We start from the raw sequence: 15,991 nt of genomic DNA, 5'->3' as shown, positions 1-15,991 counted from the left end.
CTGCAGATAACACTGTGGATAACCGGTGGGCATCGCACGGCGTGAGACGGCGGGAAACGAAGACGGGCGCCTTTCGGCGCCCGTCGACGGAAACGCGTGAAGCCGGATCAGGCGGCTTCGGGCGCCACCACCACGGTGACCGTGGTGTCGATATCGGCGTGCAGGTGCAGCACGACCTCGTACTGGCCGGTCGCGCGGAACGCGCCCTCGCCCAGCACCACTTCGGACTTCTCGACCGGATGGCCGGCCTTGGTCAGTGCCTCGGCGATATCGCGCGGGCCGACCGAGCCGTACAACTTGCCTTCGGTCGAGGCGTTGGCGTAGATCGTGACGCTGACGCCCTCGAGCGACGCCAGGCGCTTGTTGGCCTCGTCGTGCGTGGCCACGGCCTTGGCTTCGTACTCGGCGCGGCGCGCCTCGAAGTCGGCCAGGTTGGACGCGGTGGCGGGAACCGCCTTGCCCTGCGGCACCAGGAAATTGCGGCCGTAGCCCGGCTTCACGTCGACCTTGTCGCCGAGGTTGCCGAGGTTCACGACCTTCTGCAGGAGGATCAGTTGCATGGTGGAGCTCCGTATTCGTTAGCGGCGCATCGCGCCGCAACTATGGCTGTCCGAACGGACGGTGTGGGGCGGACACGCCTCCCGGGAAGGGAGGCGCGCGCGATCACAGGTTGTGGTTGTCGGTGTACGGGATCAGCGCGAGGAAACGCGCGCGCTTGACGGCCGTGGCCAGCTGGCGCTGGTACTTCGACTTGGTGCCGGTGATGCGGCTCGGGACGATCTTGCCGTTCTCGGTCACGTTCTGGCGCAGGGTGTTGAGATCCTTGTAGTCGATCTCCTTGACACCCTCGGCGGTGAACTTGCAAAACTTGCGGCGGCGGAAGAACTTGGACATGTGCGTGCTCCTCAGGCGGCTTCGGTGGTGTCGGTGTCCGACTCGGGCTTGTCGCCCTCGCCTTCACCCTGGTCGTCACGCGGGCGGCGTTCGCCGCGCTCGGGACGGTCGCCGCGGTCGGGACGGTCGGTCTTCTCCGGCTTCTCGTCCTTGTTCTTCATGATCAGGGACTGTTCGGTGTCGGCCTCTTCGCGACGGATCACCAGGTGGCGCAGGATGGCGTCGTTGAAGCGGAAGCCTTCGGCCAGCTCGTCGAGGACGGCCTGGCCGACTTCGATGTTGAGCAGCACGTAGTGGGCCTTGACCAGGTTGTCGATGGGGTACGCCAGCTGGCGGCGGCCCCAGTCTTCCAGGCGGTGGATCTTGCCTTCGCTGCCTTCGATGAGCGTCTTGTAACGCTCGACCATGGCAGGCACCTGCTCGCTCTGGTCCGGATGGACCAGGAACACGATCTCATAGTGACGCATGCGTATTTCCTTGTGGATATCGGCCGCGACGCGTGTCGCAGGCCCGGATAGCCCCCGGCAATGGAACAGACGGCCGTGGGGCAAGGTCTCCCGGTGAACGGGAGCCGGCAAGTATGGCAGCCGGGTAGCCGCTGGCGCAAATCGCGGTCTGGCCGGCCTTCAGCCCCGGCCAACGGGACCGTCGCGGGGCCTCCTCAGCCCCCGATCGCGGCCTTGCCGGCCTGCTGCCCGGCAATCCAGGCGTCGATGTGCTGCTCGAGCGTCTCCAGCGGCACGGAGCCGGTGACCAGCACGGCGTCGTTGAAGTCGCGCAGGTCGAACGCGGGCCCGAGGGCGACCTCCGCGCGGGCGCGCAGCTCGGAGATCTTCAGCTGGCCGATCTTGTAGGCCAGCGCCTGGCCGGGCCAGCCGATGTAGCGGTCGATCTCGTTGGTAACGTCCTGGAGCGTCTTGGGCGAGTTGTCCATGAAATAGTCGATCGCCTGCTGGCGGGTCCAGCCCTTGGCGTGCATGCCGGTGTCGACCACCAGCCGCACCGCGCGCCACATGTCGTAGGCCAGCTGGCCCATGCGGTCGAGCGGGTCGTCGTAGAGGCCCATGTCGTAGCCGAGGCGCTCGGCGTACAGGCCCCAGCCTTCGCCGTAGGCGGTGAAGTAGCCGACGCGGCGGAAGGTGGGCACGCCGGGCAGCTCCAGGCCGCGCGCGAACTGGAAGTGGTGGCCGGGCACGGCTTCGTGCAGCGAGAGGGCCATCATTTCCCAGGTCGGGCGCACCTCGGGCCGGTACAGGTTGACGTAGTAGTAGCCGGCGCGGCTGCCGTCGGTGGCGCCGGGCTGGTAGTAGGCGGTGGTGGTGTCCGGCGCGATGTTGTCGGGAATCGCGCGCACGCCGTAGGGCAGCCGCGGGATGGTGCGCGCGATCTTCACCAGCTCCGGATCGATCCGCTTGGAGATCGCCTGGTAGGCGGCGAACAGCGCCTCGGGTGTGTCGTGGAAGTACGCCGGATCGGTGCGCAGGTGCTCGAAGAATGCCGCGAGGTCACCCTTGAACCCAACCTCGCCCTTGACCCGCTCCATCTCGCCGCGGATGCGCGCCACTTCGCGCAGGCCGATGGAATGGATCTCCTCGGCACCGAGCTCGGTGGTGGTGAACTGGCGGGCGAGGAAGTCGTAGTAGGCGCTGCCGCCGGGCAGGTCGGCCGCGGCGATGGTCTCGCGCGTCGCGGGCAGGTACTCGGCTTCGAAGAATTCGGCGAAACGCCGGTAGGCCGGCACGATATCGCCGGCCACGACTGCGCGGGCCTCGGCCTCGAGCTCCGCGCGCGCCGCCGCCGGCACGCCGTCGCGGAAGCGCGAGAACGGGCGGTAGAACGGGCTCTGCGCCGGATCGGCCACGACCTGCGCGGCAATCTGCCCGGGGATGCGCTCCATCAGCACGCGCGGCGGGACATTGCCTGCCGCCATCCCCTCGCGCAGCAACACAATGGTGGCGTCCACCTGCGCCGGAATGCCGCGCATGCGCGCCAGCCAGTCGCGGTAGTCCTTGACGGTCGCGAACGGCAGGACCTCGGCGATGCCTTCCGCGGTCTGCACGCCACCGCGCTGGCTGACCGCGCGCTGGTACTCGCGGTACTGCTGGCGCTCGACAGCCTTCTCCAGCTGCCAGGCCATGACGTCATGGCTGAGCTGGTCCTGCGCCGTGAGCGCGGCGCGGTCGATACCGCGCAGGCGCGCCAGCGCATCACGATCGGCCGCCTGGCGGGCCGCGATCGCCGCAGGTGACAGGTCCGTCCAGCGGTCGTTGTAGCGGGTATCGCCACGGTAGCTGGCCGTTTCCGGGGACTCGCGCAGGCTGCGCTCCCACTCCTCGTCGAAGAAGCGATGCAGGTCGGCGGATGCGGTACCGGGCTGGGCCGAGGGAGACGCCGGGGCGTCGGCGGCAGTCGCCACCGTGGTGAAAGCGAGAGACAGCAGCAACAGCATCAGCACGCGCGACATGGCGGGTCCGGAAATACGGGGCAAGGCCATCGAGTCTAACCGCGGGCGCGCGGCGGTCGCACACCGGGCCCCTGCCCTGCGCCACGACGCAGGCAGCCCCGCGTCAGGCGGCCTTGTCGGCGTCGGTGGTGAAGCTTTCGCCGCAGCCGCACTCGGCGGCGACGTTCGGATTGCGGAACACGAACTGCTCGTTCAAGCCGTTCTTCGTGAAGTCCATCTCGGTGCCGTCCACGAGCTCGAGGCTGTCGGCGGTGACGTAGATGCGCACGCCGTCCTGTTCGAACACGGTGTCGCCATCGCGCGCGTCGCGGGCGAGGTCCACGGCATAGCCCCAACCGGAGCATCCGGTGCGGTGCACGCCAAAACGCACGCCGAGCGCGTCGGGGGCGCCGGCGAGGAATTCCTTCACCCTTTCAAGGGCGGCGGGAGCGAGGATTATGGCCATGGTGTTGATTCTACTCCGTTGCGTCGCGCGGGTCCGGTAAACTGCCCGTCCTATCTCGGTCCATCCCCCAAGGATTCAAGGCATGACGGTGGTCAGCGTCGAGCATGCGCTCGCAGGCGGGATTCCCGCCGGTGGTGAAGTCACGGTTCGCGGCTGGGTGCGCACGCGCCGCGATTCCAAGGCCGGCCTCTCTTTCGTCAACGTCAGCGACGGCTCGTGCTTCGCGCCGATCCAGGTGGTCGCGCCCAGCACGCTCGCGAACTACGAGGACGAGGTGAAGCGCCTGTCGGCGGGCTGCTCCATCGTCGCGCGCGGCACGCTGGTCGCGTCGCAGGGCCAGGGCCAGAGCTTCGAGATCCAGGCCAAGGAGATCGAAGTGGTCGGCTGGGTGGAAGACCCCGAGACCTATCCGATCCAGCCCAAGGCGCACTCGCTGGAATTCCTGCGCGAGGTCGCCCACCTGCGCCCGCGCACCAACCTGTTCGGCGCGGTCACCCGCATCCGCCACTGCCTGGCGCAGGCGGTGCACCGCTATTTCCACGAGCAGGGCTATTTCTGGGTCAACACGCCGATCGTGACCACGTCCGATGCCGAAGGCGCGGGCCAGATGTTCCGCGTGTCCACGCTCGACATGGCCAACCTGCCGCGCGATGCCCAGGGCGCCGTGGATTTCGGCCGCGACTTCTTCGGCAAGGAGACCTTCCTCACGGTGTCCGGCCAGCTCAACGTCGAGGCGTTCTGCCTGGCGCTGAGCAAGGTGTACACCTTCGGCCCCACCTTCCGCGCCGAGAACTCCAACACCACGCGCCACCTGGCCGAGTTCTGGATGATCGAGCCGGAGATCGCGTTCGCCGACCTCTCCGAAACCGCGCGCATCGCCGAGGAGTTCCTCAAGTACCTGTTCCGCGCGGTGCTGGACGAACGCGGTGACGACATGGCGTTCATCGCCGAGCGCGTGCAGAAGGATGCCATCACGCGGCTTGAGGGCTTCATCAACGCGCCGTTCGAGCGCATCGAATACGGCGATGCGATCAAGCTGCTGCAGGCGTCGGGCCACAAGTTCGACTTCCCGGTCGAATGGGGCCTGGACCTGCAGACCGAGCACGAACGCTGGCTGACCGAACAGCACGTCGGCCGCCCGGTGGTGGTGACCAATTACCCCGAGCACATCAAGGCGTTCTACATGCGCCTCAACGACGACGGCAGGACCGTCGCCGCGATGGACGTGCTGGCGCCGGGCATCGGCGAGATCATCGGCGGCTCGCAGCGCGAGGAGCGCCTGGACGTGCTCGACGCGCGCATGGACCAGTTCGGCCTCGACCGCGAGCACTACGGCTGGTACCGCGACTTCCGCCGCTACGGCACGGTGCCGCATGCGGGCTTCGGGCTCGGCTTCGAGCGCCTGATCGTCTACGTCTGCGGCCTGTCCAACATCCGCGACGCGATCCCCTACCCGCGCGCGCCCGGCCACGCGGAGTACTGAGGCCGTGCTCCTGTTCCTGGCCCTGTGCAGCGTGGGCGTGGCGATCGCCGCCGTGTCCGCGTTCATCATCTTCTGGCCGCTGTCGCTGGTGCACCTGCGCGACCGCCACCCTGCGCTGCGCGAGCGCCTCGGCGAAGGCGCGTTCCTGAAGCCGAAGGTGCTGTGGTGGCTGCTCAACGGTGGCTACCGCGAAGCGGGCGACCACCGCTTCAGCGGCCTGGCCACGCCGGCGCGGGTGTCGCTGATGACACTGATCGGCAGCCTCGTCGCCGCGGCCCTGTTGTGGCTGTGGTCGGTGGCGCTGTCATGAGCGGGGACAGCATGGAACACGACTCCGGTGGCCACGGATTCACCCACCAGGAATGGTGGCTGGCGACGCTGGGCCACACCGTGGTCTGGGCGCGCCTGCGCGTGCGCGCCGCCGGTACCGCGGAAGTGTTCGACAGCGACGGCAACACGCTGGTGTACGACAGCGAGGACACCGCGCGCGCGATGCTGATGGACGCCGAATTCGTCGCGTTCGACGGCCTGGATGACGACGATGCCGCCGAGCGCGGCTTCATGCTCGATGCGATCGAGCCTCCGCAGGGCGACAGCGACGAGGTCCTGCGCCCGCGCATGGTGCAGCAGCTCGGCGGCGGCCGCGCCTGAGCGCACCACACCACCCCAGCCACAAGGAGCCACCGCCATGGACCTGAACCTCAACGGCCGCCACGCACTGGTCTGCGGCGCCTCCGAAGGCATCGGCCGCGCGACGGCGATCGAGCTGGCCGCGCTGGGGGCCAGCGTGACCGTGCTCGCCCGTCGCGAAGACGCACTGCGCGAGGTCGTCGGCGCGCTGGCCGGTGGCGACGGCCGCAGCCATGGGCTGGTCGTGGCCGATAGCGCCGATACCGAAGGCCTGCGCACTGCCGTGGCGTCCGTGGTCGCGACGCGCCCGGTGCACATCCTGGTCAACAACACCGGCGGCCCGCCGGGCGGACCGCTGCAGGCCGCCGCGCTGGACGCGCTCGAGGACGCCTTCCGCCGCCACGTGCTCGCCAACCAGGTGCTGTTGCAAGCGGTCCTTCCCGGCATGCGCGCGGCGCGCTGGGGCCGCATCGTCAACGTGGTCTCGACCTCGGTGCGCGAGCCGATCGCCGGGCTGGGCGTGTCCAACACCACTCGCGGCGCCGTGGCGTCGTGGGCCAAGACCCTGTCGCGCGAGCTCGCGCCCGAGGGCATCACCGTGAACAACGTGCTGCCGGGTTTCACCGAGACCGGGCGCATCCGCCAGATCGTGCGCGACCGCGCCGCCAATGAAGGCCGCGACGAGGACGCCATCCGCCGCGAGATGGAGGGCGCCATCCCGGCGCGCCGCTTCGCCACCGCCGACGAGACCGGCGGCGTGATCGCCTTCCTGTGCTCGCCGGCGGCCGCCTACGTCAACGGCGTCAGCCTTGCCGTGGACGGCGGCCGCATGGCGTCCATCTGAGGCCATGCCGGAAGGCCCGGAGATCCGCCGCGCCGCCGATCGACTGGCCGCGGCGGTCGCCGGCGCACCACTGCTGCATGTCTGGTTTGCGTTCCCGGCGCTGAAGCACTTCGAAGCCGCGCTGCCCGGGCAGTGCATCGCATCCATCGAGCCCCGCGGAAAGGCCCTGCTCACGCGCTTCGACCACGGCTGGACGCTGTACAGCCACAACCAGCTGTACGGCGTATGGAAGGTGGTCGCCGCCGGCGAGCGCCCGGACACCCGTCGCTCGCTGCGCGTGGCGCTGGAGACCGCCGACCGGGCGATCCTCCTGTACTCGGCGTCCGACGTGTCGATGTGGCGCAGCGACGCCATCGAATCGCATCCGTTCCTGCGCAGCCTCGGGCCGGATGTCCTCGACCCGACGCTCGATGCCGCCACCGTCGCCGCGCGCCTCGGCTCGCAGCCGTTCCAGGGCCGTGCGCTCGGCGGCCTGCTGCTCGACCAGGGCTTCCTGGCCGGCATGGGCAACTACCTGCGCTCCGAGGTGCTGTTCGCCGCGGGCCTCCATCCGTCGCGGCGGCCGCGCGATCTCGACGCCGCCGCGCTCATGCGCCTTGCCGATGCGCTGCTGGCGATCCCGCGCCTGAGCTACGCCACCCGCGGCATCGAGCCGGCGCGCGGCATGCGCGACGATTACCTCACCGACTCGCCCGAAGGCTTCCGCTTCCGTGTCTTCGACCGCCAGGACCAGCCCTGCCCCACCTGCGGCGGCGCGATCACGCGCATCGAGGCGGGCGCGCGGCGGCTGTACCTCTGTCCACGCTGCCAACACTGACGATCGACCGGCCGGCGGTTAAGCTTGGCGGATGCGACGCTTCGGACACGTCATCAACGGCGCCACGCGCGCGGCCGCCAGCGGTGCCTGGCGCCAGGTCTTCGAGCCTGCGACAGCCCAGGCCTACGCCGAGGTCGCCGATGGCGACACCGCCGACGTGGACGCCGCCGTGGCCGCGGCCAGCGCGGCATTCCCCGCCTGGGCGGCGCTGCGCAACAGCGAGCGCTCGCTCTGGCTGGAGCGCCTGGCCGACGCGCTCGAAGCGCGGCTCGACGACTTCGCCCACGCCGAAGCGCGTGACGGAGGCAAGCCGTTCGCGCTGGCGCGCGATGCCGAGATCCCGCGTGCCGTGTCCAACCTGCGCTTCTTCGCGCACGCGGCCACGCAGTTCGGCAGCGAGTCGCACCACGGCGAAGCCGGGCTGAACTACACGCTGCGCCAGCCGCTGGGCGTGGTCGGCACCATCTCGCCCTGGAACCTGCCGCTGTACCTGTTCACCTGGAAGATCGCGCCGGCGCTGGCGGCCGGCAACACCGTGGTCGCCAAACCCTCGGAGGTGACGCCTGCCACGGCGACCATGCTTGGCGAACTGGCGGCGGAGATCGGTTTTCCGGCCGGCGTGCTCAACGTGGTGCATGGCCTGGGACCGGCGGTCGGCGAAGCCATCGTCGGCCACCCGTCTGTCAAGGCGGTGTCGTTCACCGGCAGCACCGCGGTCGGGCGGCGCATCGCCGGCATCGCCGCGCCACTGCTGAAGAAGCTCTCGCTGGAGCTCGGCGGCAAGAACCCGACGCTGGTGTTCGCCGACAGCGACTGGCAGGACCAGCTCGACACCATCGTGCGTTCGGCGTTCCAGAACAGCGGGCAGATCTGCCTGTGCGGCTCGCGCATCCTGGTGGAGCGACCGATCTACGCGGCGTTCCGCGACGCGCTGCTGGAGCGCGTGCTCGCGCTGCGCGTCGGCGACCCGATGGACAGCGATGCGCGCATCGGCCCGCTGGTGTCGCAGGCGCACTTCGACAAGGTGGTCGCGGCGCTCGAACGCGCGCGCGAAGAAGGCGGCCGCGTGCTTTGCGGTGGCGGCGCGCTCGACCGGCCCGGCTGGTTCGTGGCGCCGACTCTGGTCGAAGGCCTCGGCCCCGACTGCGCCAGCAACCGCGAGGAGATCTTCGGACCCGTCGCCACGCTGCAACCGTTCGACAGCGACGACCAGGCGCTGGCGCTGGCCAATGCCGGCGACTATGGCCTGGCCGCGTCGGTCTGGACGCGCGACCTCGCGCGCGCGCACCGCTTCGGCGCCGAGCTGCGCTGCGGCATCGTCTGGATCAACACCTGGCTGATGCGCGACCTGCGCACGCCGTTCGGCGGCATGGGCCAGTCCGGCCTGGGCCGCGAAGGCGGCGACGACGCCATGCGTTTCTTCACCGAGGCGCGCAACGTCTGCATCGCGCGCTGACCGACATACGACACAGCACCACGGAACCGCCATGCACAGAATGCACGACCTCCTCGAACGCAACCGCGTCTGGGCCGAACGCGTCGAGGCCGAGGACCCCGGATTCTTCACCCGCCTGTCCAGAATCCAGAAGCCGAAGTACCTGTGGATCGGCTGCTCCGACTCGCGCGTGCCGGCCAACCAGATCATCGACATGGCGCCGGGCGAGGTGTTCGTGCACCGCAACGTGGCCAACGTGGTGGTGCACACCGACCTCAACTGCCTGTCGGTGATCCAGTACGCCATCGACGTGCTCGAGGTGGAACACATCCTGGTGGTCGGCCACTACGGCTGCGCCGGCGTGGGCGCCGCGCTCGACGGCCAGCGGGTGGGCCTGGCCGACAACTGGATCCGCCACGTCAAGGACGTCAAGCACAAGCACCGCGCGATCATCGAGGACCTTGATGACCACGCCATCCGCCACGACCGCCTGTGCGAACTCAACGCGCTGGAGCAGATGATCAACGTCGCCGAATCGACCGTGGTGCGCGAAGCCTGGGCGCGCGGCCAGAAGCTCGCGCTGCACGCCTGGGTGTACTCGCTGCGCAATGGCCGCGTGCATGATCTGGGCCTGTCGATCGACTCGCCCACGGCGCTGCCCGAGCAGTACGACCCGGCGGTCGAGCGCATCCGCGACGACCGCGAGGACCGCTGAGGTGGGCGGCACCACAGTCCACACCGACGCCGCGCCGAAGCCGGTCGGCGCGTATCCGCATGCGCGCCGTGTCGGTGGGTTGCTGTTCCTGTCCGGCATCGGCCCGCGCGACCCTGCGAGCGACGCCATCCCCGGCAACGACTATTTCGCCGATGGACGCGTGCGCAGCTACGACATCGCGGCGCAGGCACGCGCCGTGTTCGCCAACGTGCGCGCCGTGCTCGAGGCCAGCGGTGCGCGCTGGGAGGACCTGGTCGACGTCACCGTCTACCTCACCGACATGGCGCGCGACTTCAAGGCCTACAACGCGGTCTGGGCCGAGCACTTCCCGGACCCGGCCACCGCCCCGTGCCGCACCACGCTCGGCATCACCGCGCTGCCGACGCCGATCGCGATCGAACTGAAATGCGTCGCCGCCATCCAGGGAGCCCGGCCATGATTCCCGCACCGCTCAATTTCAGGCAGTGGATCGAGGACAACCGCCACCTGCTGAAGCCGCCCGTCGGCAACAAGTGCATCTACGACGGCGACTTCATCGTGATGGTGGTGGGCGGACCGAACGCACGCACCGATTACCACTTCGAGGATGGCCCGGAGTGGTTCCACCAGCTGGAAGGCGAGATGGTGCTGCGCATCCAGGAGGACGGCCGCGTGCGCGACATCCCGATCCGCGCCGGCGAGACCTTCCTGCTGCCGCCGCGCGTGCCGCACTCCCCGCAGCGGGCGGAGGGCTCGATCGGCCTGGTGATCGAGCGCAAGCGCCTGCCACACGAGGACGACGGCCTCATGTGGTTCTGCGAACAGTGCAACGAGAAGGTCTACGAGGAGTTCTTCCATCTCGAGGACATCGAACAGGACTTCTTCCGCGTGTTCGAGACCTTCTACCGCAGCGAGGCGCTGCGCACCTGCAAGGCCTGCGGGCATCTCAACCCGCGGCCGACGCGCTACGAGATGCAGGCCGATTCGCAGGCCGACATCACGTGAGGCGCGCGCGATGCTGAAGATCGACATCCACGCCCACTACCTGCCGCGCGACTGGCCGGACCTCGCGCGCAAGTACGGCGACGAGCGCTTCCCGGTGCTCCACCACACCGATGACGGCCGCCACCGCATCTACAAGGATGGACGCTTCTTCCGCGAGATCTGGTCGAAGACCTGGGATGCGCAGGAGCGCATCGACGACTACGCGCGCTTCGGCGTGCAGGTGCAGGTGATCAGCACCGTGCCGATGATGTTCAGCTACTGGGCGAAGCCCAACCAGGCGCTGGAACTGCACATGGCGCTCAACGACCACATGGCCGCGACCTGCCGCGCGCACCCGCGCCACTACGCCGGCATCGGCACGGTGCCGCTGCAGTCGCCGCGGCTGGCGGTGCAGGAACTCGAGCGCTGCATGGACGAGCTCGGCCTGCAGGGCGTGCAGATCGGCTCGCACATCCAGCTGGCCGACGGTACGCACTGGAACCTGGACGCGCCGGAGCTGTTCCCGTTCTTCGAGGCCGCCGCCGACCTGGGTGCGGCGATCCTGGTGCATCCCTGGGACATGATGGGCACCGACACCATGCCCAAGTACTGGCTGCCGTGGCTGGTGGGCATGCCGGCGGAACAGTCGCGTGCGGCCTGCTCGCTGGTGTTCGGCGGCGTGCTGGAGCGGCTGCCGAAGCTGAAGATCTGCATGGCGCACGGCGGCGGCAGCTTCCCGTACACCATCGGCCGCATCGAGCACGGCTTCAACATGCGCCCCGATCTCGTCGCCACCGACAATCCGCGCAATCCGCGCGAGTACCTGTCGCGGCTCTATTTCGATTCCTGGGTCGCCGACAGCCGCGCGCTGCAGTACCTGCTCGACACCTGCGGCGTCGACCGCGTGATGCTGGGCACCGACTACCCCTTCCCGCTCGGCGAACAGGTGCCCGGCGCCGGCATCGACGCCCTCGACCTCGACGCCGCGGGCAAGGCGCGCCTGTTCAGCGGCACCGCGCTCGAATGGCTCGGCCTGCCCGCGTCGAGGTTTGCATGAAGAGCACTTTGGCCACGGATTTTCGCGGATTACGCGGATCAGAATCGAAGGATCTGACGTGGCCGCGCTCCGCCCGCAGCGACTGACCTATCTGCTCTTATCCGCGTGATCCGTGGCAAAAAAAGGCTTCCAATTCATGACAGACCTGTACACCGACAACCATGCGCTTGCGCTCGATGAGGCCGACCCGCTGCGGGCGCTGCGCGACGAGTTCATGATCCCGCGCCACGACGGGCGCGAGCAGGCGTACTTCTGTGGCAATTCACTGGGCCTGCAGCCGAGGGCGGCGCGGGGCCATGTGCTGGACGTGCTCGACAAGTGGGCCGCCGAGGCGGTGGAGGCGCATTTCACCGGCACCACGCAGTGGATGCCCTACCACGCGCTGGTGCGAGACGGCCTGGCGCGGGTGGTCGGCGCCGAGCCGTCCGAGGTGGTGGCGATGAACTCGCTCACCGCCAACCTGCACCTGATGCTGGTGAGCTTCTACCGGCCGACGCGCGAGCGTCCCGCGATCCTGATGGAGGCCGGCGCGTTCCCGTCGGATCGCTACGCGCTTGAGTCACAGCTGCGTTTCCACGGCTTCGACCCGGCGCGCGACCTGATCGAGCTGGCGCCGGACGAGCCGGAGGGCCGCTTCTCGATGGCGGCCATCGAACGCGCCATCACCGAACATGGCCCGCGGCTCGCGCTGGTGCTGTGGCCGGGCGTGCAGTACCGCAGCGGCCAGGCCTTCGACCTCGCCGAGATCACGCGGCTCGGCCACGCCGCCGGCGCGGTGGTGGGCTTCGACCTCGCGCATGCCGCCGGCAACCTGCCGCTGCAGCTGCACGACAGCGGCGCCGACTTCGCGGTCTGGTGCCATTACAAGTACCTCAACGCCGGGCCAGGCGCGGTTGCCGGCTGCTTCGTGCATGCACGCCACGCAGAGACCGACCGCCCGCGCTTTGCCGGCTGGTGGGGCCACGAGGAAGCCTCGCGCTTCCGCATGGCGCCCGGGTTCAAGCCCACGCCCGGCGCCGACGGCTGGCAGCTCAGCAATCCGCCGATCCTCGGCCTGGCGCCGCTGCGCGGCTCGCTGGAGCTGTTCGATCGCGCCGGCATGGAGGCGCTGCGCGCGAAGTCCGAAGCGCTCACCGGTTACCTGGAGGCGCTGATCGACGCGCAGCTCGCCGATACGCTGTGCATCGCCACGCCGCGCGAACCGCAACGCCGCGGTGCGCAGCTGTCGCTGCGCGTGCTTCAGGGCCGCGGCATGCAGGGCCGCGACGCCGGGCGCTCGCTGTTCGAGCACCTGTCCGCCAACGGCGTGGTCGGCGACTGGCGCGAGCCGGACGTGATCCGCATTTCGCCGGCGCCGATGTACAACACCCACGCCGACGTGCTGCGCTTCGTCCGCGAGGTGGTGGAGTGGCGGGAGGCCAAGGCGTGAACGCCGCCAGGCACGCCACGATCATCGGCGCGGGCCTTGCCGGCGCGCTGATGGCCACGCTGCTCGCCCAGCGCGGCTGGCGCGTCGACGTGTTCGAGCGTCGCGGCGATCCGCGCGTGCACGGATTCGCCGGCGGGCGCTCGATCAACCTGGCGCTGGCCGAACGCGGCCTGCACGCGCTGCGCGCCGCCGACGCCGACGGCGCGGTGCTGCGCCAGGCGGTGATGATGCGCGGGCGCATGGTCCATCCGCTCGAGGGCGAGCCGCAGCTGCAGCGCTACGGCCGCGACGACAGTGAGGTGATCTGGTCGGTGAGCCGCGGCGAGCTCAACATCACGTTGATCGATGCCGCCGAAGCCGCCGGTGCCGTGCTGCACTTCGACCGCCGCCTGGACAGCGTGGATTTCGACGCGCGCGTGGCGACCTATCGCGGCGACCTCGCCGAGCACCGCCACCCCTTCCACACGCTCATCGGCTGCGACGGCGCCGGCTCGACGCTGCGTGGCCTGATGGACGCGCGACGCGCGCTTGGCGAACGCACCGAATGGCTCGGCCACGGCTACAAGGAGCTGGAAATTCCGCCGGCCGCCGACGGTGGCTTCCGCATCGAGCCCAATGCGCTGCACATCTGGCCGCGCGGCCGCTACATGTGCATCGCCCTGCCCAATGACGAGCGCACCTTCACGGTGACCCTGTTCATGGCGTTGCACGCCGACGACAGCGGCGACCCCGATTTCGACAGCGTGGCCACCGCGGCCGATGCGCGTGCGCTGTTCGCGCGCGACTTCGCCGACACGCTGCCGCTGATCCCCGCGCTGGAACACGATTTCGAGGCCAACCCGGTCGGCACGCTGGGCACGCTGTACCTTGACCGTTGGCACCAGGGGGGCGACGCGGTGCTGATCGGCGATGCCGCGCACGCCATGGTGCCGTTCCACGGCCAGGGCATGAACTGCGCGTTCGAGGACTGCGTGGCGCTCGCGCAGGCGCTCGACGCCGATGCGAACCTGTCCACCGCGTACGCGACGTTCGAAGCCGGCCGCAAGCCGGACGCGACCGCGATCCAGCGCATGGCGCTGGACAACTACATCGAGATGCGCGACCTGGTCGACGATCCGGACTTCCTGTTGCAGCGCCAGCTCGAACTGGCGCTGCAGGCGCGCCATCCGCAGCGCTTCATCCCGCACTACGCCATGGTGACGTTCATGCGCATCCCCTACTCGCTGGCGCTGGCGCGCAGCGAAGTCCAGCGCGGCATCCTGGAGGCGGCCACGCATGGCCACGCCTCCCTCGACGGCATCGACTGGGGCGCGGCGGACGCGGCCGTGCTGGCGCTGCTCGAGCCGCTGGAGGACGCGGCCTGATGGCGGCCAGCTTCCTGTTCTACGACCTGGAAACCTTCGGCACCGACCCGCGGCGCACGCGCATCGCGCAGTTCGCGGCGATCCGCACCAACGAAGCGCTGGAGCAGATCGAGGACCCGATCGACATCATGGTGCGGCCCGCCGACGACCTGCTGCCGTCGCCCGGCGCCACGCTCGTCACCGGCATCACGCCGCAGCACGCGCTGCAGGCCGGATTGCCGGAGGCCGAAGCCTTCTCGCGGATCATGGACGAGATGGCGCGGCCGGGGACCTGCACGCTGGGTTACAACTCGCTGCGCTTCGACGACGAGTTCATCCGCTGCGGCCTGTATCGCAACTTCCACGATCCCTATGAGCGCGAATGGCGCGGCGGCAATTCGCGCTGGGACCTGCTGGACGTGATGCGCCTGTGGCATGCCCTGCGCCCGGACGGACTGCAGTGGCCGGCACGCGAGGACGGCGCCACGTCCTTCCGCCTCGAACACCTGGCCGCGGCCAACGACGTGCGCGTCGGCGACGCCCACGAAGCGCTGTCCGACGTGCGCGCATTGATCGGCATCGCACGCCTGTTCCGCGGCGCGCAGCCGCGCCTGTGGGACTACGCGCTGCGCCTGCGCGACAAGCGCCATGTCGCGACCCTGCTCGATACCTTCGCGATGACGCCGGTGCTGCACGTCTCGCAGCGCTATCCGGCAACCCGCCTGTGCGCCGCCGCGGTGCTGCCACTCGCGCGCCATCCGCAGATCGACAGCCGGGTGATCGTGTTCGACCTGGACGCCGAACCCGACGCCCTGCTCGACCTCGACCCGGACACCATCGCCGAGCGTCTGTACGTGCGTGCCGCCGATCTGCCCGAAGGCATCGCGCGCGTTCCGCTGAAGGAAGTCCACCTCAACCGCTGCCCGGCGCTGGTGCAGTGGGACCACCTGCGCACTGCCGACTTCACGCGCCTGGCGATCGACCCGGCGACGGTGGAAGCGCGTGCCGCGCGCATCCGCGCCCACGGCCCGGCGATCGCCGAGAAAGTCCGCCAGGTCTATGCCCGCGAACGCGCGTACGCGCCGACCGACGTCGACGCCGCGATCTACGACGGCTTCATGGGCGATGGCGACAAGCGCCGCTGCGGCGATGTGCGCGCCACGCGGCCCGCGGCGCTGGGTGCGCGCGACTTCGGCTTCCAGGACCCGCGCCTGGCGGAGCTGCTGTTCCGCTACCGCGCCCGCAATTGGCCGGAGACGCTTGACGCCGGTGAGCGCGCGCGCTGGGACGACTACCGGCGCCGGCGCCTGTTCGACGACGCCGGGCTGGGCGAGGTCAACCTGGCGCAGTTCGAGACCGAGATCGCGCGCCTGCGCGTCGAGCGCGCCGGCAACGCCCGCGATCTGGGCCTGCTCGACCAGCTCGACGCCTGGGGCCGTGACATCGCCGCCACCCTGCCCGCCGCCTGAGGA

The 15,991-nt window shown here is 69.7% G+C and carries 18 protein-coding genes; 13 read left to right on the top strand and 5 right to left on the bottom strand.

Going from position 1 to position 15,991, the window contains the following annotated elements; genetic code table 11:
* Positions 1-107 precede the first annotated feature (107 nt).
* From rplI to JHB91_RS02700, 5 genes are all read right to left on the bottom strand, one after another.
* Positions 108-560, bottom strand: a complete 453-nt coding sequence (gene rplI / locus JHB91_RS02720) for a 50S ribosomal protein L9 (RefSeq protein WP_199372705.1) — start codon at positions 558-560, stop codon at positions 108-110.
* Between the two features lie 103 nt (positions 561-663).
* Positions 664-894 carry a 30S ribosomal protein S18 gene (rpsR, locus tag JHB91_RS02715; protein WP_199372706.1) on the bottom strand — a complete coding sequence of 77 codons (231 nt, stop codon included), beginning with the start codon at positions 892-894 and terminating at the stop codon, positions 664-666.
* Positions 895-905: 11 nt separating this feature from the next.
* Positions 906-1,361 carry a 30S ribosomal protein S6 gene (rpsF, locus tag JHB91_RS02710; RefSeq protein ID WP_182821066.1) on the bottom strand — a complete coding sequence of 152 codons (456 nt, stop codon included), beginning with the start codon at positions 1,359-1,361 and terminating at the stop codon, positions 906-908.
* Positions 1,362-1,555: 194 nt separating this feature from the next.
* The gene (locus JHB91_RS02705; protein ID WP_199471291.1) at positions 1,556-3,358 is read right to left on the bottom strand and encodes a DUF885 domain-containing protein; all 1,803 of its coding nucleotides are present in this window, start codon (positions 3,356-3,358) and stop codon (positions 1,556-1,558) included.
* A gap of 103 nt (positions 3,359-3,461) precedes the next feature.
* Positions 3,462-3,803, bottom strand: a complete 342-nt coding sequence (locus JHB91_RS02700; protein WP_199471289.1) for an iron-sulfur cluster assembly accessory protein — start codon at positions 3,801-3,803, stop codon at positions 3,462-3,464.
* Between the two features lie 82 nt (positions 3,804-3,885).
* On the opposite strand from JHB91_RS02700, the gene asnS reads away from it, so the two are divergent.
* The 13 genes from asnS to sbcB all read left to right on the top strand — a co-directional run bounded on the left by asnS (position 3,886) and on the right by sbcB (position 15,988).
* The gene (asnS, locus tag JHB91_RS02695; RefSeq protein ID WP_199471287.1) at positions 3,886-5,286 is read left to right on the top strand and encodes an asparagine--tRNA ligase; all 1,401 of its coding nucleotides are present in this window, start codon (positions 3,886-3,888) and stop codon (positions 5,284-5,286) included.
* Positions 5,287-5,290: 4 nt separating this feature from the next.
* Positions 5,291-5,596 (top strand): hypothetical protein, encoded by a 306-nt coding sequence (locus JHB91_RS02690; protein WP_199372711.1) that lies wholly within the window; start codon positions 5,291-5,293, stop codon positions 5,594-5,596.
* Between the two features lie 11 nt (positions 5,597-5,607).
* Entirely contained in the window at positions 5,608-5,937 is a 330-nt protein-coding gene (locus JHB91_RS02685) for a hypothetical protein (protein WP_199472630.1), read from the top strand.
* 37 nt (positions 5,938-5,974) lie between these two features.
* Complete coding sequence (locus tag JHB91_RS02680) at positions 5,975-6,760, top strand: SDR family oxidoreductase (RefSeq protein ID WP_199372712.1); 786 nt, start codon at positions 5,975-5,977, stop codon at positions 6,758-6,760.
* A gap of 4 nt (positions 6,761-6,764) precedes the next feature.
* Positions 6,765-7,577 (top strand): endonuclease VIII, encoded by an 813-nt coding sequence (nei, locus tag JHB91_RS02675; protein ID WP_199471285.1) that lies wholly within the window; start codon positions 6,765-6,767, stop codon positions 7,575-7,577.
* Between the two features lie 31 nt (positions 7,578-7,608).
* Positions 7,609-9,033 (top strand): aldehyde dehydrogenase, encoded by a 1,425-nt coding sequence (locus JHB91_RS02670; RefSeq protein ID WP_199471283.1) that lies wholly within the window; start codon positions 7,609-7,611, stop codon positions 9,031-9,033.
* A gap of 31 nt (positions 9,034-9,064) precedes the next feature.
* Complete coding sequence (gene can, locus JHB91_RS02665; RefSeq protein WP_199471282.1) at positions 9,065-9,727, top strand: carbonate dehydratase; 663 nt, start codon at positions 9,065-9,067, stop codon at positions 9,725-9,727.
* A 1-nt stretch (position 9,728) separates the two neighbouring features.
* Positions 9,729-10,166 carry a RidA family protein gene (locus tag JHB91_RS02660; RefSeq protein WP_343225043.1) on the top strand — a complete coding sequence of 146 codons (438 nt, stop codon included), beginning with the start codon at positions 9,729-9,731 and terminating at the stop codon, positions 10,164-10,166.
* On the top strand, positions 10,163-10,711 hold the full coding sequence (locus JHB91_RS02655) for a 3-hydroxyanthranilate 3,4-dioxygenase (protein ID WP_199372717.1): 549 nt from the start codon (positions 10,163-10,165) through the stop codon (positions 10,709-10,711). The genes JHB91_RS02660 and JHB91_RS02655 overlap by 4 nt, the downstream gene beginning before the upstream one ends.
* A 10-nt stretch (positions 10,712-10,721) precedes the next feature.
* Positions 10,722-11,747, top strand: a complete 1,026-nt coding sequence (locus JHB91_RS02650) for an amidohydrolase family protein (protein WP_199372718.1) — start codon at positions 10,722-10,724, stop codon at positions 11,745-11,747.
* A 136-nt stretch (positions 11,748-11,883) separates the two neighbouring features.
* Positions 11,884-13,176: a kynureninase gene (kynU, locus tag JHB91_RS02645; RefSeq protein ID WP_199471276.1), complete on the top strand. Its 1,293-nt coding sequence runs from the start codon at positions 11,884-11,886 to the stop codon at positions 13,174-13,176.
* Complete coding sequence (locus JHB91_RS02640; RefSeq protein WP_343225042.1) at positions 13,173-14,540, top strand: NAD(P)/FAD-dependent oxidoreductase; 1,368 nt, start codon at positions 13,173-13,175, stop codon at positions 14,538-14,540. The genes kynU and JHB91_RS02640 overlap by 4 nt, the downstream gene beginning before the upstream one ends.
* Positions 14,540-15,988 (top strand): exodeoxyribonuclease I, encoded by a 1,449-nt coding sequence (sbcB, locus tag JHB91_RS02635; RefSeq protein WP_199471273.1) that lies wholly within the window; start codon positions 14,540-14,542, stop codon positions 15,986-15,988. The genes JHB91_RS02640 and sbcB overlap by 1 nt, the downstream gene beginning before the upstream one ends.
* Positions 15,989-15,991 lie beyond the last annotated feature (3 nt).

Source organism: Luteimonas sp. MC1828, from assembly GCF_016461615.1.
Classification (GTDB): Bacteria; Pseudomonadota; Gammaproteobacteria; order Xanthomonadales; family Xanthomonadaceae; genus Luteimonas.
The sequence above is the reverse complement of the archived record's forward strand: the minus strand, read 5'-3'. Positions and strand labels throughout refer to the sequence as shown.

Bases quoted from the DNA above. Each gene is read 5' to 3' on its own strand.
- rplI (WP_199372705.1), bottom strand. From the start codon at position 560: ATGCAACTGATCCTCCTGCAGAAGGTCGTGAACCTCGGCAACCTCGGC.
- rpsR (WP_199372706.1), bottom strand. From the start codon at position 894: ATGTCCAAGTTCTTCCGCCGCCGCAAGTTTTGCAAGTTCACCGCCGAG.
- rpsF (WP_182821066.1), bottom strand. From the start codon at position 1,361: ATGCGTCACTATGAGATCGTGTTCCTGGTCCATCCGGACCAGAGCGAG.
- JHB91_RS02705 (WP_199471291.1), bottom strand. From the start codon at position 3,358: ATGTCGCGCGTGCTGATGCTGTTGCTGCTGTCTCTCGCTTTCACCACG.
- JHB91_RS02700 (WP_199471289.1), bottom strand. From the start codon at position 3,803: ATGGCCATAATCCTCGCTCCCGCCGCCCTTGAAAGGGTGAAGGAATTC.
- asnS (WP_199471287.1), top strand. From the start codon at position 3,886: ATGACGGTGGTCAGCGTCGAGCATGCGCTCGCAGGCGGGATTCCCGCC.
- JHB91_RS02685 (WP_199472630.1), top strand. From the start codon at position 5,608: ATGGAACACGACTCCGGTGGCCACGGATTCACCCACCAGGAATGGTGG.
- JHB91_RS02680 (WP_199372712.1), top strand. From the start codon at position 5,975: ATGGACCTGAACCTCAACGGCCGCCACGCACTGGTCTGCGGCGCCTCC.
- nei (WP_199471285.1), top strand. From the start codon at position 6,765: ATGCCGGAAGGCCCGGAGATCCGCCGCGCCGCCGATCGACTGGCCGCG.
- JHB91_RS02670 (WP_199471283.1), top strand. From the start codon at position 7,609: ATGCGACGCTTCGGACACGTCATCAACGGCGCCACGCGCGCGGCCGCC.
- can (WP_199471282.1), top strand. From the start codon at position 9,065: ATGCACAGAATGCACGACCTCCTCGAACGCAACCGCGTCTGGGCCGAA.
- JHB91_RS02655 (WP_199372717.1), top strand. From the start codon at position 10,163: ATGATTCCCGCACCGCTCAATTTCAGGCAGTGGATCGAGGACAACCGC.
- JHB91_RS02650 (WP_199372718.1), top strand. From the start codon at position 10,722: ATGCTGAAGATCGACATCCACGCCCACTACCTGCCGCGCGACTGGCCG.
- kynU (WP_199471276.1), top strand. From the start codon at position 11,884: ATGACAGACCTGTACACCGACAACCATGCGCTTGCGCTCGATGAGGCC.
- sbcB (WP_199471273.1), top strand. From the start codon at position 14,540: ATGGCGGCCAGCTTCCTGTTCTACGACCTGGAAACCTTCGGCACCGAC.